23 protein-coding genes are annotated in these 23,027 nt (G+C 39.0%); 15 read left to right on the top strand and 8 right to left on the bottom strand.

The features are described from left to right. The first annotated feature begins 6 nt into the window (after positions 1-6). From H4J61_RS11255 to tadA, 7 genes are all read left to right on the top strand, one after another. Positions 7-681 (top strand): YggS family pyridoxal phosphate-dependent enzyme, encoded by a 675-nt coding sequence (locus H4J61_RS11255; RefSeq protein ID WP_182185090.1) that lies wholly within the window; start codon positions 7-9, stop codon positions 679-681. A 140-nt stretch (positions 682-821) separates the two neighbouring features. Beyond that, positions 822-1,634 (top strand): pyrroline-5-carboxylate reductase, encoded by an 813-nt coding sequence (gene proC / locus H4J61_RS11250; protein ID WP_182138066.1) that lies wholly within the window; start codon positions 822-824, stop codon positions 1,632-1,634. Positions 1,635-1,805: 171 nt separating this feature from the next. Further along, positions 1,806-2,354, top strand: coding sequence for a YggT family protein (locus H4J61_RS11245; protein WP_182138065.1), 549 nt, complete (start codon positions 1,806-1,808; stop codon positions 2,352-2,354). 67 nt (positions 2,355-2,421) lie between these two features. Continuing rightward, the gene (locus tag H4J61_RS11240) at positions 2,422-2,862 is read left to right on the top strand and encodes a DUF4426 domain-containing protein (RefSeq protein WP_182138064.1); all 441 of its coding nucleotides are present in this window, start codon (positions 2,422-2,424) and stop codon (positions 2,860-2,862) included. Positions 2,863-3,211: 349 nt separating this feature from the next. Beyond that, positions 3,212-3,811, top strand: a complete 600-nt coding sequence (locus H4J61_RS11235) for an XTP/dITP diphosphatase (protein ID WP_182185089.1) — start codon at positions 3,212-3,214, stop codon at positions 3,809-3,811. After that, a complete protein-coding gene (gene hemW, locus H4J61_RS11230) occupies positions 3,812-4,957 on the top strand; it encodes a radical SAM family heme chaperone HemW (protein WP_182185088.1) in 1,146 nt (381 codons plus the stop codon). A 3-nt stretch (positions 4,958-4,960) separates the two neighbouring features. Beyond that, positions 4,961-5,548, top strand: coding sequence for a tRNA adenosine(34) deaminase TadA (gene tadA, locus H4J61_RS11225; protein ID WP_182185087.1), 588 nt, complete (start codon positions 4,961-4,963; stop codon positions 5,546-5,548). A 109-nt stretch (positions 5,549-5,657) separates the two neighbouring features. On the opposite strand, the gene H4J61_RS11220 is transcribed toward tadA, so the two are convergent. The 3 genes from H4J61_RS11220 to mltF all read right to left on the bottom strand — a co-directional run bounded on the left by H4J61_RS11220 (position 5,658) and on the right by mltF (position 8,331). Further along, the gene (locus H4J61_RS11220; RefSeq protein ID WP_182185086.1) at positions 5,658-6,038 is read right to left on the bottom strand and encodes a hypothetical protein; all 381 of its coding nucleotides are present in this window, start codon (positions 6,036-6,038) and stop codon (positions 5,658-5,660) included. 282 nt (positions 6,039-6,320) lie between these two features. Next, on the bottom strand, positions 6,321-6,479 hold the full coding sequence (locus H4J61_RS11215; RefSeq protein WP_182138059.1) for a hypothetical protein: 159 nt from the start codon (positions 6,477-6,479) through the stop codon (positions 6,321-6,323). Between the two features lie 415 nt (positions 6,480-6,894). After that, positions 6,895-8,331, bottom strand: coding sequence for a membrane-bound lytic murein transglycosylase MltF (gene mltF, locus H4J61_RS11210; protein WP_182185085.1), 1,437 nt, complete (start codon positions 8,329-8,331; stop codon positions 6,895-6,897). 196 nt (positions 8,332-8,527) lie between these two features. On the opposite strand from mltF, the gene purL reads away from it, so the two are divergent. Continuing rightward, positions 8,528-12,463 (top strand): phosphoribosylformylglycinamidine synthase, encoded by a 3,936-nt coding sequence (gene purL, locus H4J61_RS11205; protein ID WP_182185084.1) that lies wholly within the window; start codon positions 8,528-8,530, stop codon positions 12,461-12,463. A 116-nt stretch (positions 12,464-12,579) separates the two neighbouring features. Here purL and H4J61_RS11200 read toward each other — a convergent pair whose 3' ends face one another. Further along, positions 12,580-13,458 carry a universal stress protein gene (locus tag H4J61_RS11200; protein ID WP_182185083.1) on the bottom strand — a complete coding sequence of 293 codons (879 nt, stop codon included), beginning with the start codon at positions 13,456-13,458 and terminating at the stop codon, positions 12,580-12,582. Between the two features lie 357 nt (positions 13,459-13,815). Here H4J61_RS11200 and H4J61_RS11195 point away from each other — a divergent pair, with 357 nt between their 5' ends. Both H4J61_RS11195 and H4J61_RS11190 read left to right on the top strand, forming a co-directional pair. After that, positions 13,816-14,043 carry a hypothetical protein gene (locus H4J61_RS11195; protein WP_182185082.1) on the top strand — a complete coding sequence of 76 codons (228 nt, stop codon included), beginning with the start codon at positions 13,816-13,818 and terminating at the stop codon, positions 14,041-14,043. A 129-nt stretch (positions 14,044-14,172) separates the two neighbouring features. After that, complete coding sequence (locus H4J61_RS11190) at positions 14,173-14,847, top strand: nitroreductase family protein (RefSeq protein WP_182185081.1); 675 nt, start codon at positions 14,173-14,175, stop codon at positions 14,845-14,847. 63 nt (positions 14,848-14,910) lie between these two features. Here the strand turns inward: H4J61_RS11190 and H4J61_RS11185 are convergent, their stop codons facing one another. Both H4J61_RS11185 and H4J61_RS11180 read right to left on the bottom strand, forming a co-directional pair. Further along, positions 14,911-15,123, bottom strand: a complete 213-nt coding sequence (locus tag H4J61_RS11185; RefSeq protein WP_182138053.1) for a hypothetical protein — start codon at positions 15,121-15,123, stop codon at positions 14,911-14,913. 16 nt (positions 15,124-15,139) lie between these two features. Further along, positions 15,140-15,490 carry a ribonuclease E inhibitor RraB gene (locus H4J61_RS11180; protein WP_182138052.1) on the bottom strand — a complete coding sequence of 117 codons (351 nt, stop codon included), beginning with the start codon at positions 15,488-15,490 and terminating at the stop codon, positions 15,140-15,142. A 197-nt stretch (positions 15,491-15,687) separates the two neighbouring features. Between H4J61_RS11180 and H4J61_RS11175 the strand changes: the two genes are divergently transcribed. Next, positions 15,688-16,560, top strand: a complete 873-nt coding sequence (locus H4J61_RS11175; RefSeq protein WP_182185080.1) for an RluA family pseudouridine synthase — start codon at positions 15,688-15,690, stop codon at positions 16,558-16,560. A 168-nt stretch (positions 16,561-16,728) separates the two neighbouring features. On the opposite strand, the gene dapA is transcribed toward H4J61_RS11175, so the two are convergent. Next, the gene (dapA, locus tag H4J61_RS11170) at positions 16,729-17,637 is read right to left on the bottom strand and encodes a 4-hydroxy-tetrahydrodipicolinate synthase (protein ID WP_404842450.1); all 909 of its coding nucleotides are present in this window, start codon (positions 17,635-17,637) and stop codon (positions 16,729-16,731) included. Positions 17,638-17,716: 79 nt separating this feature from the next. Further along, on the bottom strand, positions 17,717-18,112 hold the full coding sequence (locus H4J61_RS11165; RefSeq protein WP_146879118.1) for a hypothetical protein: 396 nt from the start codon (positions 18,110-18,112) through the stop codon (positions 17,717-17,719). Positions 18,113-18,580: 468 nt separating this feature from the next. On the opposite strand from H4J61_RS11165, the gene H4J61_RS11160 reads away from it, so the two are divergent. From H4J61_RS11160 to H4J61_RS11145, 4 genes are all read left to right on the top strand, one after another. Then, positions 18,581-19,831, top strand: a complete 1,251-nt coding sequence (locus H4J61_RS11160) for a CinA family nicotinamide mononucleotide deamidase-related protein (RefSeq protein ID WP_182185079.1) — start codon at positions 18,581-18,583, stop codon at positions 19,829-19,831. Between the two features lie 227 nt (positions 19,832-20,058). Continuing rightward, positions 20,059-20,385, top strand: coding sequence for a hypothetical protein (locus H4J61_RS11155; protein WP_182138048.1), 327 nt, complete (start codon positions 20,059-20,061; stop codon positions 20,383-20,385). A 114-nt stretch (positions 20,386-20,499) separates the two neighbouring features. Next, positions 20,500-22,185 (top strand): DUF342 domain-containing protein, encoded by a 1,686-nt coding sequence (locus H4J61_RS11150; protein ID WP_182185078.1) that lies wholly within the window; start codon positions 20,500-20,502, stop codon positions 22,183-22,185. A gap of 40 nt (positions 22,186-22,225) precedes the next feature. Then, positions 22,226-22,999, top strand: coding sequence for a DUF2884 family protein (locus tag H4J61_RS11145; protein WP_182138046.1), 774 nt, complete (start codon positions 22,226-22,228; stop codon positions 22,997-22,999). The last annotated feature ends 28 nt before the right edge of the window (positions 23,000-23,027 follow it).

Raw genomic sequence — 23,027 nt, 5'->3', positions numbered from 1 at the left:
AACAATATGATTGCTATTAAAGATAATATTGCTGCGGTTGAACTGCAAATTGCTTCTGCTTGTCAACTTGCTCACCGCAACCCTGATGAAGTCACTTTGCTGGCGGTAAGTAAAACTAAACCTATTGAAATGCTCGAACAAGCTTACCACGCAGGACAACGAAATTTTGGCGAGAACTATGTACAAGAAGCGGTGGAAAAAATTATCGCTTTGCAAAATAAGCCAGATATAACTTGGCATTTTATTGGTCCAATTCAAACCAATAAAACCAAGTTAATCGCTAGCCATTTTTCGTGGGTACATAGCATAGACAGAATTAAAGTGGCTAAACGTCTTAACGAGCATAGGTCTGGTCAAGATACTCCGCTAAACATTTGTTTACAAGTGAATATTAGTGGCGAATTAAGTAAAGCTGGCGTATTACCCGAAGCGCTTCCTGAACTGCTGGGGGTTATCGAAACTTGTGACAATTTATGCTTGCGTGGTTTGATGGCCATTCCAGAAAAAAATGCGGCTCAGGCAAGTTTTGTTAAGATGCAGAATCTGTTCATCGAACTTAAACAGCAATATCCCACCATGGATACGTTATCAATGGGCATGTCTGCTGACCTACAACTTGCGATTAATGCAGGCTCTACGTTAGTGCGTATTGGCTCAGCAATATTTGGCGCTAGAAGCTAAGTAAATCAGTGCAAAAAAAATAATATAATAATGTTAATATAAAAGGTATCTGCCGCTAACAATAGTGACGGTTTACTACAATATATTCCGGTATTTGAGCGACGACTAAATATCGAATCAGTAATTCTTGAAGGAAAATTATGAAAAAAATAGCTTTTATCGGCGCAGGCAACATGAACGGCGCTATTATTTCTGGCCTTATCAATGGCGGTTTCAACCCTGAAAATATCATGGTGTCGAATCCATCGCCCGAAAAACGCTTAGCATTGCAAGCAACACATGGTATTAAGCAAACACCAGATAATATTGAAGCAACAACATTTGCTGACGTTATCGTGCTTGGCGTTAAGCCTTACCTTATTAGCGATGTTTGCCAACACTTAAGTGAGCATGTGGATATTACCGGTAAATGTTTTATCTCTGTTGCGGCAGGATGCACCATAAAGCAAATAGAGCAGGCGCTAAATAAACCATGCACTGTGATCAGAACCATGCCAAATACACCTTCACAACTAGGTTTTGGCGTGTCTGGAATATATGCCAATGATCACGCTAATGACGAAGAAAGAGCATTCACCACATCGCTTATGGAATCAGTCGGTATTGTTAAATGGTTAGAATCAGAACAACAGATTGATCATATCATTGCCGTGTCAGGCTCTGCCCCTGCCTACTTCTTCTTATTTATGGAAGCTATGCAAAAACAGGCAATAGCTTATGGATTTAGCGAACAAGATAGTCGAGATCTTGTTCAGCAAACCGCCTTAGGCGCAGCTAAGATGGTGATAGAAAATCAGTTACCGATCAGCAAATTACGTGAAAACGTCACCTCTAAAGGTGGCACAACCCAAGCGGCTCTGAGTTCTTTGATTGAAGGTGGATTAGAGTCACTGGTATCAAATGCCATGAATTGTGCTGTAGATCGTGCTAAAGAAATGGCGAAAAATGGTTAATAGTATTATTATCATGATGTTTGAGATTTTAACTGTATAAAAAATTAGTAACATGCTGATATTTTAGTCTTTTACATCTCCAATAGTCACTTGAGTTACTTGAGTTACTTGAGTAACTTGAGTAACTATTACATGATTATCAAATCCCTTATCATAATTTTGGAGTTTTAGATGGAAGCAATTAATTACTTGCTTAAATTTGCCTTTGACACTGTACTCATGATTTTAGTATTGCGAGTGTGGTTACAATTAGTGCGCGCTGATTTTTATAATCCTTTTAGTCAATTTATTGTTAAAGTGAGTAACCCATTAGTTATTCCATTGCGCCGTATCATCCCCAGTATTGCTGGTGTTGATTTAGCCACCATTGTTTTAGCTTATGTTTTCGCCACGTTAACTTTTATCATTATTCCATTAATCAATAGTGGCCCTATTGATATCGTTTCTGCTTTGTATTTGGGCTTAATTTATCTTATTAAACAAACCGGAATTTTACTGTTTATCATTATGTTGGTTATGGCGTTAATGAGCTGGGTAGTTCAAGGTTACAATCCAACGCAAATGATTTTTCATCAACTGACTACACCGGTTTTAGAACCGATTAGACGCATTATCCCCAGCATTGGTGGACTTGATTTATCTGTGCTGATCGCCTTTTTATTATTGAACGTACTTAATATTCTCTTTAGAGGTTGGATACCGTATTGGGGGATGTTGTAAGCGGTTATCTAATTTGAGATTGTCATATATACTAAACATCAACGACTTAAATAATAAGGTCATCAACATGAAAAGTATCATCAACAAATTTGTATTAATTACTTTATTAGCACTGTCTGTTATTACCACCAGTAGCGCTGAAAACATGAAAAAAATGGATGGTCTTAATGTACATTACATTGCCTTAGGTTCGGCATTTTTAACCCCTGAAATTGCTAAAGCATACGGTATTGAACGTAGCCGCTATAAAGGTTTAGTCAATATCTCAGTGCTGGATAATACCCAAGCGGGTAATCCGTCAAAAACAGTCTTTATTAACGGTAAAGCTCGAAACGATGTTGGGCAAATTAAATCATTAGAATTTACCGAAGTAAAAGAAGGTGATGCGGTTTATTATCTCGCACAAGTGAGTTATACCAATAAAGAAACCATCTATTTTGATATTAATATCACAGATAAAGGCAAGCAACATAACTTAAAGTTTTCTCAAAAATTTTATGTTGATTAGTTTTATTTTGCCTAGCTTTATGTTCACTAGCTAAGCTACTAATAATACTGACCCCAAAAAAACGGCAATTAATTTGCCGTTTTTTATTGCCTGCTGTTAACATAAACTAGCGTTTTGGCCCTGATAGCAATCTCATTACATTATCGCCTTCTTTGTGTTCCGTTCTGGGTAATTGTGTCTTTGACGCTCCCTCTTTGATGCAGATTAAGGTATTATGCGCGCCATTGTTTTAATTAATTTATCTAGTCGTTTACTTATCACTATCATAGGTTGTTCACGGCTTGTTTAAGCTAGGCCGCTAATCAGACATTAGCTAGGCTTTTAGCTAGAAATATAAAAGGTATTTTCCATGACCACTATCGTATTAGCCACAGGTAACAAAGGTAAAGTTAACGAACTTGCCAGTTTGCTAGCAACGCACAACATTGAAATTAAGCCACAAAGCGAATTCAATGTAAGTGATGTTGCAGAAACCGGCACAACCTTTGTCGAAAACGCGATTATTAAAGCTCGTCACGCAGCAAAAATCACCGGTTTACCTGCTATTGCTGATGATTCAGGTCTAGAAGTTGACGCCTTGAACGGCGCACCTGGTGTTTATTCAGCACGTTATGCCGGCGAAAATGCCAATGATGATGACAATACCACTAAGCTGCTAAGCGCCCTAGAAAACATTGCTGATGAGCAACGCAGTGCGCGTTTTCATTGTGTGCTGGTTTATATGCGCCATGAAAACGATCCAACGCCGCTTATTTGTCATGGCTTATGGCAAGGTAGTATTTGCAGAGAAAAAATAGGTCAGCAAGGATTTGGCTATGATCCCGTATTTTGGCAAGCTGAACATCAAATGACATCGGCACAATTACCAAGAGAGCTAAAAAACCAGCTCAGCCATCGTGGCCAAGCACTACAGAAATTGGTGCCACTGCTTTTAGAAGAACTTGCTTAGATGTTAATTGCACCGCCACTTTCACTTTATATCCACATACCTTGGTGTGTAGAAAAATGTCCCTATTGCGACTTTAATTCGCACGCATTAAAGCATGCTATTCCTGAGCAAGACTATATTTCGCAGCTGTTGCTTGATTTAGACAGTGATATTACCCGTTTCAAGCTCAACAACAGGCCCTTACATTCCATTTTTATTGGCGGCGGAACACCCAGTTTGTTTTCTGCACCCGCTATTGAGCAACTACTAACACAAGTTCTGCAACGTTTTGAGCATAAAGTTGATATCGAAATCACCTTAGAAGCCAACCCAGGCACGGTTGAAGCAGATAAGTTCATCGGTTTTTTTAATGGCGGTGTTTCAAGATTATCGGTGGGTGTACAAAGTTTTGCTTCAGATAAATTAATTAAGCTAGGGCGTATTCATGACAGCGAGCAAGCTAAAGTAGCGGCAAAGTTAGCGCACGAGTGTGGGGTGAAAAGTTTTAATCTTGACTTAATGCACGGCTTACCAGAACAAACGGTAGCCCATGCACTTGATGATTTAAAAACGGCTATTAGCTTAAATCCAAGCCATATTTCTTGGTATCAATTAACCATTGAACCTAATACTGCCTTTCATTCGCGGCCACCGAAATTACCGCAAGATGAAGTACTTTGGAATATCCAAGACCAAGGCATTGCGTTATTAAACCAAGCCGGTTATCAGCAATATGAAATTTCAGCTTACAGCAAGCCTGAATTTCAATGTCAGCATAACCTTAATTACTGGAAGTTTGGCGACTATCTTGGCATTGGTTGTGGCGCACACGGCAAAATTACTGATGTTGAAAAACAAACTATTTATCGTACGGTAAAAGTAAAACATCCAAAAGGTTATTTAGATATTAGTAGAAAAGCACTGGATAAACTGCATACCGTAAGCAATAAAGAATTGCCCTTTGAATACATGATGAATCGTTTACGTTTGTTTTCAGGTTTCTCACTCGATGAGTATCAAGCGTATACTGGCTTAAGCATTAACAGTGTTTTACCGATATTATTAAAAGCCCAAGATAAAAACCTAATGGAATTTAATGGCACACATTGGTCAGTCAGCACACTTGGCCACCGCTACCTTAATGATTTATTAGAAATGTTTTTATAGCTTATGATAAAAAATACCTTAGCAGATAAACACAAAGATCAAGTCGTTAGTAAAGTAAATGATGACAGTTTTTCTGATGACGCTTTTTCTGATGACGATCGTAAGTTTATGCGCCGCGCTATTGAACTAGCCAAAATTGCCGACAGTCATGATGAAATTCCAGTTGGCGCTGTGGTTGTTTGCGCAGGGGAAATTGTTGGCGAAGGTTTTAATCAATCGATTATGAATAATGACCCTTCAGCACATGCAGAAATGATGGCCATTCGTGATGCGGGTAAAAAATTACAAAATTATCGTCTACTAGATTGCACGCTATACGTTACCCTTGAGCCTTGCCCAATGTGTGCTGGTTTATTGGTACACAGTCGTATTAAGCGATTAGTATTTGCCAGTCACGATTTAAAAACTGGGGCTGCTGGCAGTGCTTTTTCATTAGTAAAGCATGAAAAACATAATCATCAAGTGGCGGTCACAGCCGGTCTTTTAGCCGATGAATGCAGTACTATGCTGTCGACTTTTTTTAAACGTCGACGAGCAGCAAAAAAAGCTGAAAAACAAGCGGCAAAAAAAGCGCTAAGAATCCCAGAATAAACACCATTTGAATAACACCAATTAACATAACCAAATGATTATAACGAGGAAACACAATCCCATTTGTAAAAATATGACATTGGGAATATTGTGCTAGAAATCTTGCACACTACAACTGGCTTATAAGCCAAAGTTTTGCTTCTTGCACGTCAGTAAACTCTCGACGGCTTTTGAGTTCAGATAATGCCGCTTGCTCATTTTTTACAATATCAGCATAAATATTCTGGCTATAAATAGTGGCTAGGGCAATATAATTACTTTTATTTAACCATAGTAAATACTGGTTGGATATTTTATGCGCATCAGGCGTACTACCTTCATAGCCAATGCAATTAAGCAATATACCAAAGGCTTGACCATTCAAGCTTTCAACTTTAGCTTCTATTTGCTGACAAGCAGAAAGTGTTGCAATATCATTAAACGTACCTAATAAAATAATGCTTAACAAATTCCCCTCGAGTACAACTGAAAAAGTGCCGTGTCCATCCATAAGTAAAAGACCTCATTAAACATTGATTTTCTTAAGTTAAGTTTAGCTTAACTTAGATGGGCTTTTTTTACACCTACTTAGACGCTCTTTGTTGCACAGCTGAAATATGCACTTTGATTAATTAATGAAAAAGCCGATTGTATTGGCAATACATAGTTGATTATTTAAAACGATGGCGTGACTTTATGACGACTACAATGGAAGTTGGTGCAATTAATGTGGGAGCGAAATGACTGAAAAAGCGACTGGAACCGCTACAAGCACGATTAAAAGGCTAGCAAATTAATTTAAATCCAGCTCGCTTTCACTATTTAACCACGGGCGGTCGTTACTACACAGATCCAAGGCAAATTGGGTATGACGGCGATTAACTAATCTTGTTTTATTACGATTTAATGTTCTTTTTCTTTGGTTGCTTAATAAACTTTTTTTAATTCTCATATTTACCTCTTTGGCATGAGTATAACTAATAATATATAGACTGCTAATACTAGTGTTATACCAAACAGATTAGCAAATGGATCACCTTCAAATTGTCTAAATAATAAATTTCTTCACTGTGCGCAATTGTGAAACTCACTATTGCTCAACACTTGTTTTGCCTTGTTCTACTGACTTACCTCAAGCTACAAGGCTTTGCTAATACCGTACAGCCGTGTTGTGACATAGCTGTAGGTACTTATGTTTAGTCTGGAACAAAAACATCTGAATTTAACTATTTATCCTTGTTGAATTTTTAATCCTTTATTTAATCCCTTGGTTATTGGTTACTGGTTACTGGTTACTAGACTTAGTATTACCCACTTTTGTGACAACTTAGTGACATAACAGATAATATTCTAGTATGCCTTAACCATTATTCTTCAGCCGCATTCACCGTTAACTCACTTTTCGCCGGCTGTTGCTTAGTCTGATTGTCTATCCAAGTTAACGTATCATAGTAACGACGAATATTCTCTACGTAATGAACAGGTTCATCACCGCGAGCATAACCATAACGGGTTTTTTTATAAAACTTCTTTTGCTTTAGGAGCGGTAAACGTTCTTTTACGTCGACCCAGCGGTCATGATCTCCACCTTGTTGTCGGGTGATTTTACGCGCATCGTTTAAATGCCCTAAGCCAACATTATAAGACGCTAACGCAAACCAAAGTCGATCCGGCTCTGGCACTCGTGCAGGCATACGTTGAATAAGTTGTTTAATATATTTAGCACCACCACGAATACTTTGCTCTGCATCTAAGCGACTTTTTATACCCATTTGTTTTGCTGTCGGCAAGGTCAACATCATCATGCCACGCACACCGGTATAAGAACGAGCATGAGGCTCCCAATGCGACTCTTGGTAACTTATTGCCGCCAATAAGCGCCAGTCAACTCCTTGACCATATTTTTCAAATAGCGGCTGGTATTTAGGCAGTTTTTTTTCAATCGCTTTGATATACATACGGGTATCGACATAATTGAACTCTTCAATGTGACCATAATGTTTATCATTCAAGGCTAATAAAACACCGTTATGATGCACTTGACCAAAAAACTCAATTAAACTAGCAAAAATGGAATCATCGCTATTTTTATTGATCATCCAAGCTAAAGACTCTGCTTCATTAATAGTAAATCCTATACTGATCTCTGGATAATATCGGCGACTAATGGCCAAAGCATTACTGTCTGCAACGGTATAGTCAATTTCATCCATAAGTACACGCAACAAAAGTTCTTCGCTATCTAACTCGTTAGTGGTCGACCATGACAATTCAGGGTTAGATAATTTTAATTGCCCTAAACTTTCCACGTGACTAGACTGCTCTAGCACTTCTAACGTGCCGGTTAAATCAGCCAATGTACGTGGGCGAATATTACCTTGCTTGAAAACCAACTTTTGGCTGACTTCATCATAACTTGGCGAAAAGTGATAATTTTTCAGACGTTCATCTGTTACCGCTAGCCCAGCAGCCAGTAAATCGACGCTGCCATTATCGAGTTGCTGAAATAACTCTTTTAAGTTGTAACTCGGCATCATTTTTAATTCGACACCTAAATATTCAGCATATTCTTGCGCAAGTTCGTATTCAAAACCTGCCGGCCCTTCGGCATCAAGATAGTAACTAGTGTTACCATAAAGTGTGCCTACGGTTACATAGCCGCGATCAATAATACGCTGCAAATTTGCCGAGGTTTTTTGTGTTTCACAAGCAGACAAAATAAAGATACAGGGCAGTAACAACAAGGTTAACAGCTTATGTACATTCACTTTATGAGCAAATAATTTTATTTGTTTTTTTATCATAGTAGCCATTGTCACGTGAATTGAGTTATTTAAAAAGCTATTTTTTTACTGCTTAACCAGTTTTACCCTCATAAAATTAGTTTGAAATGAGACAAATCATTTCTCTAATCGCCCTGTTTCATCTATAATACGCGCGTTTTTTATGCTTAATTTCCTTAATTAATATAACCCGGTGAAATAGTCTATGTCGATGTTGATGAAAACCTTTCGCGGTGCGCCAGCACTTTCTGATTTTAGAGTAAACAAGCTATTAAATCAGTGTACTGAGCTGCAACTGCCCATCACGGATATCTATGCTGAATTTAGCCACTTTGCTCATATTTCAGCAGCACTAAACGTTGAAGAGTCTCAGGTTTTACAGCAACTGCTTAAGTACGGTCCGACCATTGAAGAACATGAGCCTGTCGGGCAATTTATCTTAGTAACCCCACGACCTGGCACTATTTCTCCTTGGTCATCAAAATCTACCGACATTGCCAACAACTGTGGTTTAACTAAGGTTATTCGCCTTGAACGTGGTTTAGCTTATTATGTCAGTACCGAAAATTCAGTGCCATTGACGACAGAGCAACAATCGACATTGAATAATTTAATTCATGATCGCATGATGGAAGCCATTTTCACTGATCTCAATGACGCTACCGCACTTTTTGCTAGTGCAGAGCCAGGTGAACTTACCAGCATTGATATTGAACACGGCGGTAAAAACGCTTTAGTTCGAGCCAATAGTGAACTCGGCCTTGCCTTAGCCGATGACGAAGTTAATTATTTATTCGAAAACTTTACTAAACTTGGCCGTAATCCCCACGATATAGAACTGTACATGTTTGCCCAAGCGAATTCAGAACATTGTCGTCATAAAATATTTAACGCCGATTGGACTATTGACGGTATAAAACAACCGAAATCATTGTTTAAGATGATCCGCAACACGCATGAACTCAATCCTGATTTTGTCTTAAGTGCCTACAAAGATAACGCTGCGGTTATGGTCGGCAATAAAGGTGGTCGTTTCTTTCCAAATCCAGACACTAATATTTATGGTTATCACCATGAAGACATTCAAATATTAATGAAGGTTGAAACGCATAACCACCCTACCGCTATTTCTCCTTATCCAGGTGCAGCAACTGGCTCAGGGGGTGAAATTCGTGACGAAGGCGCAACCGGTATCGGCTCAAAACCCAAAGCAGGTTTAGTGGGGTTTTCAGTTTCAAACTTACGTATACCTGGTTTTGAACAACCTTGGGAAACCGACTTTGGCAAACCTAATCGTATCGTTTCAGCCTTAGATATCATGACTGAAGGCCCATTAGGTGGCGCGGCATTTAACAACGAATTTGGTCGTCCCGCTATTTTAGGCTACTTTCGTACCTATGAAGAACAAGTTAATTCATTCAATGGCAGTGAAGTGCGTGGTTACCACAAACCTATCATGCTGGCCGGTGGCTTAGGTAATATTCGTGATGAACACGTACAAAAACGCGAAATTATTGTCGGTGCTAACTTAATTGCCCTTGGTGGCCCTGCAATGAACATTGGTTTAGGTGGCGGTGCCGCTTCTTCAATGGCATCAGGTCAATCCGCTGAAAGTTTAGATTTTGCTTCTGTTCAACGTGAGAATCCTGAGATGGAACGTCGTTGCCAAGAAGTTATTGATAAGTGTTGGCAGCTAGGAGAGGAAAATCCTATTGCTTTTATTCATGATGTGGGCGCGGGTGGTTTATCTAATGCTTTCCCTGAGTTAGTCGCTGATGGCGGTCGTGGCGGTGTTTTTGAACTGCGTAACGTCCCTAATGATGAACGTAGCATGGCGCCACATGAAATCTGGTGTAACGAATCTCAAGAACGTTATGTTATTGCCGTATCAGACAAAAATTTAGCGACTTTTGAACAAATATGCCATCGTGAACGTGCGCCATTTTCTGTCGTTGGTCGTGCGACCGAAGAGCTACATTTAACTGTGACTGATGCCCACTTTGCCGGTAATGATAAACTCGATACACCGATTGATTTACCGCTTGAAGTGTTATTAGGCAAAACCCCTAAAATATTCAAGGACGTGGAAACAGCAAAGGCCGCTGGCGATAATTTCTCTGTTGCTGACATCACTTTAGTTGATGCGGCAGAACGTATTTTATCGCTCCCCACGGTTGCGGAAAAAACTTTCCTCATTACCATAGGCGATCGCTCAGTAACTGGCATGGTTAATCGCGACCAAATGGTTGGCCCATGGCAAGTACCTGTGGCTGATTGTGGTGTTACCGCTTCAGCACTTGACTCTTACCACGGCGAAGCTATGTCATTAGGTGAGCGTACCCCAGTAGCGTTATTAAACTTTGGCGCTTCAGCGCGTTTAGCGGTTGCTGAGTCGTTAACTAATATTGCCGGTACTGATATCGGCGATTTAAATCGCATTAAGCTTTCAGCTAACTGGATGTCGCCAGCAGGCCATCCGGGTGAAGATGCGGGTTTATATGAAGCAGTTAAAGCCATTGGTGAAGAGCTTTGTCCAGCGCTTGGCTTAACTATCCCCGTGGGTAAAGACTCAATGTCGATGAAAACCCAATGGGATGAAAACGGTGAGCAAAAATCTGTTACTTCGCCAATGTCATTAATTATCACCGCTTTTGGTGTTGTTGAAGATATTCGTAAAACGGTAACGCCGGAACTACGTATAGATTTAGGCGAGACGCAACTTATTGCCATTGATTTATCAAAAGGTAAACAACGCTTAGGGGGTTCATGTTTAGCTCAGGTTTATAAACAGTTAGGCAATGAAACGCCTGATGTTGATAGTCCTGAAACCTTAAAAGCTTTCTTCAATGCCATGCAAACCTTAGTACGTGATGAGAAACTAATCGCTTACCATGATATTTCTGATGGCGGCTTATTCACCACAGTGGTTGAAATGGCTTTTGCTGGCCACACCGGTGTTGATATCGACTTATCTCAGTTAACATCAATATCAGGCAACGACGTTGATGTATTATTTAATGAAGAGCTTGGCGCAGTCATTCAAATTCTTGCTAGCGATGTTGATGCTATTCAGGCTGTTTTTGCTGAGTACGGTATTGCCGATTGTTGTACTGATATTGGTCGTATCAATAACGAAGATACACTCCGCTTTAGCCGTGATGGCGAAGTGGTGTTAGAAAACTCTCGTACCTATTACCGTACTACGTGGGCACAAACCACCTATAAAATGCAGTCACTGCGTGATAACCCAGAATGTGCACAGCAAGAACACTTTGTTAAATTTGATACCGAAGACCCAGGCCTAAGCGCTGACTTAAGCTTTGATATCAATGAAGATATTGTTGCACATTTAATTGCAAAAGATGCACAACAGGGTACCAATCCGCGTATTGCCATTTTACGTGAGCAAGGCGTTAACTCCCATGTAGAAATGGCAGCGGCCTTTGATCGTGCAGGTTTTATTGCTATTGATGTGCATATGTCAGACATTTTATCTGGCCGTACTGATTTAGCTGACTTTAATGGTTTAGTGGCTTGTGGTGGTTTCTCTTACGGTGATGTATTAGGCGCTGGTGAAGGTTGGGCAAAATCAATCTTGTTCAACAAAGATGCCAAAGCCATGTTCAAAACATTCTTTGAACGTGAAAATACTTTCTCATTAGGTGTGTGTAACGGCTGTCAAATGTTGTCAAACCTGAAAGAAATTATTCCGGGTGCAGCCGCATGGCCTCGTTTTGTACAAAACCAATCAGAGCGCTTTGAAGCGCGCTTTAGTTTAGTTGAAATACAACCAACGCCATCTATCTTCTTTGATGGTATGGCTGGCTCTCGCATGCCTATCGCTGTATCACACGGTGAAGGTCGAGCAGAATTTAGTTCTGATGATGCTATTGATAGCGCAAATACATCTGGCACAGTGGCTATGCGTTATGTCGATAACTATGGTCAGATCACTGAAACTTATCCGGCAAACCCTAACGGTTCGCCAGACGGTATTACGGCATTAACCACCACTGATGGTCGTGTAACGATTATGATGCCGCACCCTGAACGCGTGTTTCGCACCGTAGCTAACTCATGGCACCCTGACGAATGGCAAGAAGATTCGCCTTGGGTACGTATGTTCCGCAACGCGCGTAGGTTTATTGCTTAGGTCGAGGTTCATTGCTTAAGTCGTCAATCTCAGTATAAAAAATATCAGCATTAAAAAAGCGCCTTGATGGCGCTTTTTTTTATGCCTCCTAACTTTTTTATGCCTCCTAAGAGGTACTATTGTGCATTACACCTATTAGCTTTTAAAATGAGGGCATCACAAGCTAAGCCATCAACAACATACTCGCAAGAGTGGCCTTTAAGTAAATCGATTAAACCATGATGCTCACCAGCCCCAAGGGTAACAATATTCGCATGATGTTTTTTAGCTTGATGTGGAATAACGTACTCGGGTAATCCCGGTTCAACGTGTATCTGCTCTGGTTGTAAACCATAGCGCAATGCTGAGTCTTGTAAGTGACGCCAATGCTGTTGTAATGGCTCTTCAAACCCTCCGGCAAATAGCTGGTCAGCCAATGAAATGCTTGGCTGTTCTTGATAGCAGTTGAGCAAATGCACTTCACTATTTAATAGTGTAGCCAAGTACTGACTTTCATCTATCATAAAATGGTTTAGTTGTTGGTGTTTTTCAGTTAACTCTTCTGTTTCTAGCGCCGCTAGAATCTTGCCTCTGTTTGGCCATTGTGTTTCACCCACGAGCAAGAGATTTGTCTCACCTTCGCGCAATAAATAATAATTATCAGACCAAGACAAACCCCACTGAAAATGTGCTGAATGAATGTCTTTAATCAGTAAATCATAAGCATGTTCAGTAATTTCAGCTAGTATAGCTTGGTGAGAAAATGGCGCTGCACAATATTTTATATTGATATCCATGTTAAGTCTTGATGCTTGATAGCCATTTAGCATGGCTAAATCTGCTATTTTTTGTTGATAAATCAGCTCAAGATGCGGCGCTATTTCATTATCTTGATTATTGGCCATAATCGTTAAACTTGCCTTGGCACGGTGCGCAAGCGTCAGCGCTTTGTGCAGTAATGTTTGATTTTGGCCAATATCTTCAGTAATCACTAAAATATTCTTAAAGCTTTTCATTTTAAAACCTTATTTATCCCTAAGGAGTTAATGAATAATTTTAGTCCATTTAAATTTCTGCGTTGATAATTATGCTGTCAAACACAAGTGGTTTTTTATTGATTTCACTACGCTTGCGAGCATTAAAAAATAAAACCTCATAAGCTATTGAAATAAAAAATTTAAACCTCGCACTGAAAAAAAGCTATGAGATTATAAACTTCACTTCTTTCATATATTATTTTTGAATATAAATTAACTTATATATTCCTATTTAGTTAATTATACTTATGAGTGAATAATTAACTTGGTATATAAGAAAATCAGCCATTGAAAAAAGTCACATCGATAAAGCCGCTCTATCTAGAGAAAGCACTAATGGCAACATACATCTGGTTGCGTATAACCTTAAGCTATTGCGTTGTGGGTGCGGTTATCACCACACTGTTGTCTGCCTATATTCAAACGGTGAGTTTACCCACCATCAGCTTAATTATGACCCTATTCCTTTTCATTGGCGTGTATAACGCTGAAGTTACGCGTCGCTATACTGGGCTCAATAGCTATTTGATTAAGTTATCTCATCAAAAACACCACGATTTTTAAATCACTGCCCTCCCCCTGATATATCCAGCGACTCCTCGCTCCTTTAAAATATATTTTGCTGACATAAACTTGCCTTTTGATGAGTTTTATCGATAAGCTATAAAAAATATTGATTAGAGAAGTTAGTTTATGAAGGCCCATAACTCATCGCCTTTAAGCGATTATATTGAATACCCCCCTGAAGAAATGTTACAGCGCTCGGCTGAATTTTATGAAAATATTAAACGTCGCCACAGTGTTCGCAGTTTTAGTGATCGCTTGGTGGAAAAACAGATCATTGAAAACTGTATAAAAGCAGCAGGAACAGCGCCAAGTGGTGCTAATCATCAGCCATGGCATTTTGTTGCAATCAACAATATTGACGTTAAAAAACAAATACGCCAGCAAGCTGAGATCCACGAAAGTAATTTCTATCAGGGCCGAGCAAGTGAAGAATGGTTAGACGCGTTAAAGCCTTTAGGCACCGATGCTAAAAAGCCTTACCTAGAACATGCGCCTTGGTTAATTGCGGTTTTCAGTGAGAAAAAAGGCGGGGTTGCTACAGCAGATAAAAACACCAATTATTATGTGCATGAGTCGGTGGGTATCGCCACTGGTTTTTTAATTAATGCCTTACACTCAAGCGGTCTAGTCACCTTAACCCATACCCCAAAACCCATGTCATTTTTAAGTAAAATTTGTGGTCGTGATGATAATAGCCGGCCTTATATGCTGCTTATTGTTGGTTATCCAAGTGAAGACGCGACCATTCCAGATCACGCAACAACAAAAAAAGCGCTTGCAGATATCGCAACATTTTTATAGCAAATAAAACATAACCAGCTAAGTCAGGTCAAACCTACGAGCTAAGAAAAATCACTTAACTCGTTATATGACAAAATCTAAAGCGATATTGGTGCAACCTTTAGCACAGAATAAACCTGTGGTTTTTTTATCTTCAGGCAAAGTGACTCTGATAAATGTTCCACATTGCTTACATGCCATGTCTCGTCCCGCTAGCACTTTTTTTATCAAGGCTTTTTGATCATTAAATGATTTAGCGCTGACACTTTTTAGACGATCAAACTGTTGTTCATCCATAAAAAATTCTCAACCTTTAGGTTTTGCTCGCATCAACACAATACCAGCCGTCATACTGACCAGAAAAGGGCGTTGCGCTGGTCATTAGTAGCTCTTGATAAGCGGCTATATTTTCATAACTCGCTGACATAAAAGGATAAGCGGTAATTTCCCAAGGAAGATTGTCATCGCCTTCATAAGGACAAAAAGATAATTTCTGATTGTTTTCTAACAGTAACTGACCAAATTTTAAGGCTTGGTCTTGGCTTGAGAAAATGGTGGAAAATTCAAACTCGCGTTCAATAGTTAAATCATCACCACTATTTAACATCTCCCATAGTGCATTACCGACATTATCGAGTGGAAATAATTTTTCGTTACGTTGCATAGCTTGTGCTCATATTAGTTTTACTGTTGCGGGTATTTTATCTTTCTCTGAAGTTAAAGACCAAGGGCAATTACACTTAATTAAACATATTTATCGTCAATATTCCCTTGCAGCCATAATAAGTTGCTTTTAGCCATGCCAATTATCGGAAGAAATTTGTTAAACTAAGCATTAATTATTAATTGAGTAGATTTATTTTGAAAAAATTTGAATGCCATATCAATATTGATCGCGCGATAAATATCGTTGAAGCGCTGCAAATTCAATGTGACTTAACCGTCGGTGAAATAAAAAAAGCGATTGATAAAGGCGCATTATGGCATAGCCGCGGTAAAACGACACAACGCTGCCGTCGCCTGAAAAAAAAATTACATATCGACGATAAACTGCATTTTTATTATGACGTGGATGTTTTATCTCAAACCCCAACACCGGCAATATTAATCGCCGACTTAAGTGATTACAGTGTTTGGTATAAACCTTACGGCATGTTGTCTCAGGGCTCAAAGTGGAGTGACCATTGCACAGTAACGCGCTGGGCACAAAAAAACTTGCTTCCTGAACGGCCAGTTTTCCCCGTTCATCGTCTTGACCGTGCCGCCACTGGCTTAATTTTAGTTGCTCACAGTAAAAGTGCCGCACGGGCATTAAGCATGATGTTTGAGCAAAACCAAGTAGAAAAAACCTATCATATTATTGTTCATGGCGATCACCAGCAGCGTCCACAACCTGACACTATTGACTTGGCTATTGATGATAAAAGCGCTCGCAGTCATTTTCTTTGCCTTGAACATCACCAAGCAAGCAATTTATCTTTACTGCAAGTTAATATTGAGTCTGGCCGTAAGCATCAAATACGCATTCATGCTGCTAGCATCGGCTTGCCCGTGGTTGGCGACCGTCTGCATGGCAAGGCAGCAGAGCTAAATCAACTTAACGACGCTGATGAGCCAGTAGATTTACAACTTTGCGCCGTACAGCTGAAATTTATCTGTCCAACAAACAAAACTGAGCAGCACTTTTCTCTGCCCATAGCACTTCACCCGCAATTAGCAAAATTGCTCGATTAGCAGCAAGTTCAAGTAAATTTAGCTGACTTGTAACTTATTTTTAATTTACTTTTAGACTAGTTATAGCCTTAGAAACAAAAACAGCGAGCATAAGCTCACTGTTTTTTTCATTTTTAAGACCTGGTTAGCTTATAAACTTAACGCTTTAGGTGTTAGGTTATAGGTTTTTTAACAACAATATTGAAAATCATCATCTGCCATTAACATCAGTTTATCACCTACAAGTTCATCTTTAGCAATATTGGCAAGTAGGGCTAGACCTTGTTCACGCTGAACTTTAGTTAATGCTTTATAAGGCATTCTGAAAATAGGCGCTACAGCACCTGTCATCATGAGTGCGGTATTAATACCAATGGGGTTCGGTTCACAAAAAAGCCATTGCATTAACGGTTCCATACTTTGCTGTAAACTGTCGTTTGGCGCATCGATTAATTGTCTCATTAAGTTAGGAACAATATTAGAAGTTACCGAAATAACACCATGAGAGCCATACTGATGGCGCCCAGCGGCACTTTCATCATCATTACCAGACCAGCACGCAATGCCTCGCTCTTCATAATAGGCAATGCGCTCATTACCGGTACATTCTTTAACACCGATAAAGTTTTTATGTGTTGATAATGGCTCAATTAACTCGGGCGTTAAATCCTGACCTGTGCGGCTTGGCACGTTGTAAATAAAAGTGGGGCCAATATCAAGCAATTTTTCAAAATGCGCTATGACACCTTCAGATGAGCTGCGACCATAATAGGGATTAATTTGCAGTGTTGCATCCATACCGGCAGCAAAACCATATTGTGTCGCTTTAATAGCTTCTCGAGTGTTGTTACTACCGGTATTACCGATAATAAGTAAATCTTTACCATGTTTGTGAACACTATGAGCAATAAGGATTAAATGTTCTTCCCAAGTAAGCAAGTGTCCTTCACCTGTAGTACCGCCAACAACAATGCCATCAACACCGGCTTTAATTTGTTTAGCGACCAATTGATCATAAGTATTAAAATCTATCTCGCCTTTGACATTAAATGGTGTTTTGATTGCCGTCATTAAACTGGCTGCTTTAAATTGCTTCATCCGAACTCTCATAAAAATGATAAATGGAAACTGATAACAAGAAGACGATACTTTTGCCCTTGTATTAGTTTAAATAAGTTTAACTTAAGGCAATATTATCAATAACTCGGCGTAGGATAAACACTTCATTACTTAAGATGTGTTGATATTCAAAAATTTGGCTATTTAATGTCAGTACGCGATAAGCATGATAATTATCATCATGCTCTAAATCCGCCGCATAATGTTCATCATTGACAAATTCACTCTTACTAATGGTAAAGTGAATATCGCCTACTAAACCCCAATCACCTGATTCTACCGATTGTTCTGAAACCGTGCCATGGTCGTCATGCTGCATAAAAGTAAATTCATAGCGGCCATCAGCTGAAATTTCTGCAAACTCGGTAAACATGTAACCTTCGTCATCTCGTTCGCTGCGATACCATTTACCAAACAAAAGTGTGCGATGGTACGACTGTATTTTCTTGGTCATTTTATAAAAAGTCTTATTAATTCATAGTGATGTAGCCAAACCACTTCAAGCTAAAGGCTTGGGTATTGGACTAAAAATTGGCTAGTGTTTCAAAAATTTTGTTCGTATTTCAACAATTTTTGCTCGTATTTCAACAATAGTGTATTTCTGCTTTATTTTAGTACGGCTTGACTATTTTCACTTAAGCATTGCTATCATCAAGATTATCATATAATACAGGCTTTAGCCTCTATGTTAGTCAGAGTGATAGTGACAGATGAAAGAGCCACAAGGTAAAAAAACACACTTAATAACCCCTCTACTTTTGTTTTTTGCTATTAATCGCTCATTTTGCATTATATTTATTATCTATAATGACAATACGGCAATCAGGTGAAAAACAATAAAACAATCAGCTAAATTTACAGCGCAATCAAGCCACTTTTTCGCTAACATGAAACTCATATTACAATTGAATTTTGGCGCTATATGACTACTCAGGTGAATATACTGTTAACCGGTAACGAATTGATGAACGGCGATGTTATTGATACAAACTCAGTAATGTTTGCACAACAGCTCAATGACATTGGCTTAACTATCAATAAAAAAGTAACCATTGCTGATGATCTAGCACTTTTATGTGCAGAAATAGTTCAACTTAGTCAAACAGCAGATGTATTGCTCATTAATGGTGGCCTTGGCCCAACGATTGATGATCTTACATCACAAGCACTAGCACAAGCTTGCTGTGTTGACTTACACCTTGATCCACAAGCACATACACATTTAAAAAAATGGGCCAAGCGCAGAAACACTCAACTCAATCAACCTAATTTAAAACAAGCTTACTTACCCTTAGGCAGTGAAATTGTTGATAATGCCACTGGCAGCGCTGTCGGTATTCGTATTCAATTAGGCCAGTGTCTGATTATTTGTACCCCTGGGGTGCCAAGTGAATTAAGCCACATGCTAAAAGATGAAATTATTCCTAGTTTGCAGCAATTATTTCCAATAACAAACAAACAAAATCTCATCCGTTTGCAGACTTTTGGTATGGGTGAGTCAACATTACAGGCACTGATCAATGACAAGTTGCCTGACTGGCCTAATGAAATAGCGATTGGTTTTCGCGCTGCGATGCCATTGCTGGAAGTGAAATTAAGCGTTCAATGCCCAAAAGGTAAAGAGCTATTAGCGCAATGGCAGCATAAGCTGAGTAACTTGTTAGGTAGTCATATACTCACAACAGGTAAAAGTAACCATGTAACAATCGCTGATTACCTTGTCCCCTTACTCATTAAATCACAACAAAAAATCACCCTTGCAGAATCTTGTACTGGCGGACTAATTGCCAGTCAAATAACCGCTATAGCTGGCGCTTCAGCAGTTTTTGAAGCCGGCTTTGTCACCTACTCCAATAAGATGAAAAGTGAAATGCTTGATGTGCCGGCGGCAACTTTAATTAGCCACGGCGCGGTTAGCAAGGCAACCGTGTTAGCCATGGCCAAAGGAGCTTTAGCGAAGTCGAATGCCGATTATGTCATCGCTGTTTCCGGTATAGCAGGGCCAGATGGCGCTACAGAAGATAAACCTGTCGGCTCGGTCTGGATAGCTTGGGGTAACAAACAAGCGTTACAGGCGAAATATTATTGTATCCCTGTCGCTAGACAACATTTTCAGCAGGTGGTTGCTGCTCGCAGTTTAGACTTAATCCGAAGGATGTTAATAAATAGTTAAGATGAACCATACTAGGACCGTATAAGTTAATCTATAAGGCAAATTGAGCTAAGCGAGCGGTTTTATATTGCTTAGTGATTCAAATCTTTATATATTTAGAGCCATTAAATTTTAATCTTATTGCAAGCTGATATTAATATAAAATAATATATTTAAACATTAGCAGCAAAATTTGCTTTGACAACAAGTTAAAGTGACAAGTCACTCATTATCATAGGGAGAGTACTTTGAACGATAAAAACTTTAGAGTCAGTGGCCGTAACACTATTATTCATAAAAACAGAAAAATTGATCTACTTTTGGTTAACGGTGATCATCCAGTGATAATAGTAAGCCATACAGGTATTGATTTATATAAAGGTGTTTTACCAGAAAAACGCATAGATGCAAAAAGAGCCCATCAAGAACTTATTGATTTGTGTAAACCTGACGTGTTTGGCCAAGAAAAAACGTTAGTGTTTATCGAGGCATTAGACAATAAAGAATATAAATTAGATTATTCAAAAATAAACACCGAAAATTTTATTAAAGTTCATCAAGAGAATTATATTTAGGGATAATAAGTTTTATAAAATAATGGAGTTACAGGCTTGTGAGCAAGGTAAGTTCATCAAGAGAATTATATTCAGGGAATAGTAAATTTTATAAAATAATGGAGTTATAGGCTTGTGAGCAAGGTAAGTTTAGTAAGTAACGAAGTCAATAACATCGACCTAGTGTTGTCTCCGATAAAAACGAAGACCCCCCTAACGGAAGCTGATATACATGAGCTAATTAATAACTCTCAATACAGTCATTTATATGTTGTTGAGGCTAATATTAAAAATGCCATCGCTGAACTAGAAAGTGTTTTAAAACCGTTAAAAGAAAATCATACTGGTCGTGAAATAAAATACCAAATACTTGAGCGGCGCGATGCTACGTTTTTAATTGAAATTGCTGACGACAAAATGTCAGCTTCAGCAGAAGTTACAACCGCGCTTGGTGGCCAACACATGAGCGCAAAAGCAATACTCGATGCGGCTCAAGCCGCTAAGGTTTATAAAGGTTTTAGTAAAGAACAATTAATATCACTTGCCAAACGGGCAGCTAAAGAGCCCGCCGGTTCGATGGTAAAGTGTGAAATAGCGCACGGAAAATTACCGATAGAGGGTAAAAATGCCTATGTAAAACTCTTAGTAGAGAGTGCACAAGATAGAATATTAAAACCCAAAAAACGTGATGATGGTAGTGTAGATATGCGCGATCTTGGTGATATTATCTGTGTAAAAATAGGTGATCCTCTCGCTAAAAAAATCCCACTGACTAATGGTATTCCAGGCTATACCGTCACCGGCGATATATTAGACTCTACACCTGGTACAGATATTGACATATTAGTTGGTGAAGGAACCGCTTTAAGCCCAAAAAACAGCAGCATTTTAGTTTCTACCTTGGTTGGCCTACCTCGTATTATTGAAAACGGTATGGAGGTTGACAGTGTTTACCATCTTAAAAATGTTGATGTCGGTACTGGCCATGTTAAATTTAAAGGTAGTGTCATTATAGATGGTGACATTGGTGAAGGCATGAAAGTAGTTGCTACAGGTGACATTTCAATTGGCGGTTTCGTTGAATCTGCTACGCTAGATGCTGGTGGAGATATAACTATTGGCAAAGGTATTATTGGTAAAAAACAAGAAGTTGAATCAGTCGATATTTCTAAAATCCACTTAAGTGCTCATATTAAAGCCAGTGGTAAGGTGTTTGCCAAATATTGCCAATACACCGATATCACCTGTGACTCATTACGAATTGAAAATCAAATAATGCATAGCATAGTAAAGGTTAATAAAACGGTATGGGTTGGCCGCGAAGAAAAAGCCAACGGTAAACTTATTGCTGGCTATATTAGTGCAGGAAAATCGGTGCATGCAGGTATAATAGGTGCAACAGCTGGCAGTATGACCATTATAACTTTTGCCGATAGAATGCACGATTGCTTAGCTAAAATTGTAGAAATTGATCTAGCTGTAAAAGCTGAGTCGGATACCCTTTTAGGGCTGAAAGATACTGTGATTAAACTAAAAAAACTCCCCAAAGATAAAGCAAAACCAGAAATATTGGCGAAAGTTATCTCCACTTACCGTTATCATTCGAAAAAAATGGCTGAGTTTAGCGCCGAAAAAGAGTCAGATAAAGAGAAGCTGCAAGAATATATGACCAGTGGTTGTGTTGAAGCAAGCGAAAAAGTGTATCATGGTGTAAAAGTTATCATTGGTGAATCTCACGATAAAACTCGCCGTGAATATGGCCCCAGTCGTTTCATTTACAAAGACCAGAAAGTTCATATAGAACCACTTGTTTCAATATAATAATTCCCGCTACAAATCCGATATAATATGGAGTTTTGCTATGGCATTTATCGCCCGCAGCTTACTAGTTACCTGTTTGTTTATGAGCGCAGCAAACGCCCAACAATGCGATATTAATTTTAATTATGGTGTTATTATCGATCCGGCTCACCTGCGTATTGTCAATCAGGGGCAAACTTATGTACAAATAAATGGCCAACATCAGCTTTTTGTTTATGGCCGTGAAGTTGCGCTTAACCAGGCACAAAAAAGTCAATTGAGCGAGTATACCCGCGGTATTAGATCACAAGTGCCTGCGATAGTTTCAATCGCTATAGAAGGTGTTGAGCTCGGGTTAAAAGCGGTCAATAAAGTGATCAGCAGCTTAACTGGCGAAAACAGTGCTACACATCAACAGTTTCAAGAAAAGTTTGATGAGATGAAATCGCGACTACGCACTCGCTTTAACCATAGCGATGAAAGCTACTATATTGCGCCACAAGATTTTGATGATTTTGATGAGATTTTTGCTGGTGAATTTAAAAAAGAAATCGAAACTATTGTGACTAACTCTGTCGGTAACATTTTAGTCGCTGTGGGTGAAGCCATAACCCATAAAGAAAAACAAAGTACCGAACAACGTGTTGAAACTTTTGACCAACGCATTGAATCAATGGGTAATGATATAAAAATCGATATAAGTAACCAAGCTAATACGTTAGAAAATAAAGCGGCAATAATTTGTGCAAGCTTACTAAAACTTGATCAGATAGAAAACAAGCTGCAATTAGAAATACCAGCCTTAGCAGAATTCAATTTGATAATAACTCATTAAGCAACTGCATTGACAGCGCTCCTCGCTA

Origin of the sequence: Colwellia sp. MB3u-4, from assembly GCF_014077065.1 — a bacterium.
Taxonomy (GTDB): Bacteria; Pseudomonadota; Gammaproteobacteria; order Enterobacterales; family Alteromonadaceae; genus Cognaticolwellia.
This window is presented reverse-complemented; position numbering and strand designations above follow the sequence as displayed.

What these genes read in the sequence shown, in the direction of transcription:
- H4J61_RS11235 (WP_182185089.1), top strand. Translation starts at nt 3,212, where the DNA reads ATGACCACTATCGTATTAGCCACAGGTAACAAAGGTAAAGTTAACGAA.
- H4J61_RS11185 (WP_182138053.1), bottom strand. Translation starts at nt 15,123, where the DNA reads ATGGATGAACAACAGTTTGATCGTCTAAAAAGTGTCAGCGCTAAATCA.
- hemW (WP_182185088.1), top strand. Translation starts at nt 3,812, where the DNA reads ATGTTAATTGCACCGCCACTTTCACTTTATATCCACATACCTTGGTGT.
- H4J61_RS11190 (WP_182185081.1), top strand. Translation starts at nt 14,173, where the DNA reads ATGAAGGCCCATAACTCATCGCCTTTAAGCGATTATATTGAATACCCC.
- H4J61_RS11165 (WP_146879118.1), bottom strand. Translation starts at nt 18,112, where the DNA reads ATGACCAAGAAAATACAGTCGTACCATCGCACACTTTTGTTTGGTAAA.
- H4J61_RS11220 (WP_182185086.1), bottom strand. Translation starts at nt 6,038, where the DNA reads ATGGATGGACACGGCACTTTTTCAGTTGTACTCGAGGGGAATTTGTTA.
- H4J61_RS11160 (WP_182185079.1), top strand. Translation starts at nt 18,581, where the DNA reads ATGACTACTCAGGTGAATATACTGTTAACCGGTAACGAATTGATGAAC.
- H4J61_RS11195 (WP_182185082.1), top strand. Translation starts at nt 13,816, where the DNA reads ATGGCAACATACATCTGGTTGCGTATAACCTTAAGCTATTGCGTTGTG.
- H4J61_RS11245 (WP_182138065.1), top strand. Translation starts at nt 1,806, where the DNA reads ATGGAAGCAATTAATTACTTGCTTAAATTTGCCTTTGACACTGTACTC.
- dapA (WP_404842450.1), bottom strand. Translation starts at nt 17,637, where the DNA reads ATGAAGCAATTTAAAGCAGCCAGTTTAATGACGGCAATCAAAACACCA.
- proC (WP_182138066.1), top strand. Translation starts at nt 822, where the DNA reads ATGAAAAAAATAGCTTTTATCGGCGCAGGCAACATGAACGGCGCTATT.
- H4J61_RS11240 (WP_182138064.1), top strand. Translation starts at nt 2,422, where the DNA reads ATGAAAAGTATCATCAACAAATTTGTATTAATTACTTTATTAGCACTG.
- tadA (WP_182185087.1), top strand. Translation starts at nt 4,961, where the DNA reads ATGATAAAAAATACCTTAGCAGATAAACACAAAGATCAAGTCGTTAGT.
- H4J61_RS11255 (WP_182185090.1), top strand. Translation starts at nt 7, where the DNA reads ATGATTGCTATTAAAGATAATATTGCTGCGGTTGAACTGCAAATTGCT.
- H4J61_RS11215 (WP_182138059.1), bottom strand. Translation starts at nt 6,479, where the DNA reads ATGAGAATTAAAAAAAGTTTATTAAGCAACCAAAGAAAAAGAACATTA.
- H4J61_RS11180 (WP_182138052.1), bottom strand. Translation starts at nt 15,490, where the DNA reads ATGCAACGTAACGAAAAATTATTTCCACTCGATAATGTCGGTAATGCA.
- H4J61_RS11200 (WP_182185083.1), bottom strand. Translation starts at nt 13,458, where the DNA reads ATGAAAAGCTTTAAGAATATTTTAGTGATTACTGAAGATATTGGCCAA.
- mltF (WP_182185085.1), bottom strand. Translation starts at nt 8,331, where the DNA reads ATGATAAAAAAACAAATAAAATTATTTGCTCATAAAGTGAATGTACAT.
- purL (WP_182185084.1), top strand. Translation starts at nt 8,528, where the DNA reads ATGAAAACCTTTCGCGGTGCGCCAGCACTTTCTGATTTTAGAGTAAAC.
- H4J61_RS11145 (WP_182138046.1), top strand. Translation starts at nt 22,226, where the DNA reads ATGGCATTTATCGCCCGCAGCTTACTAGTTACCTGTTTGTTTATGAGC.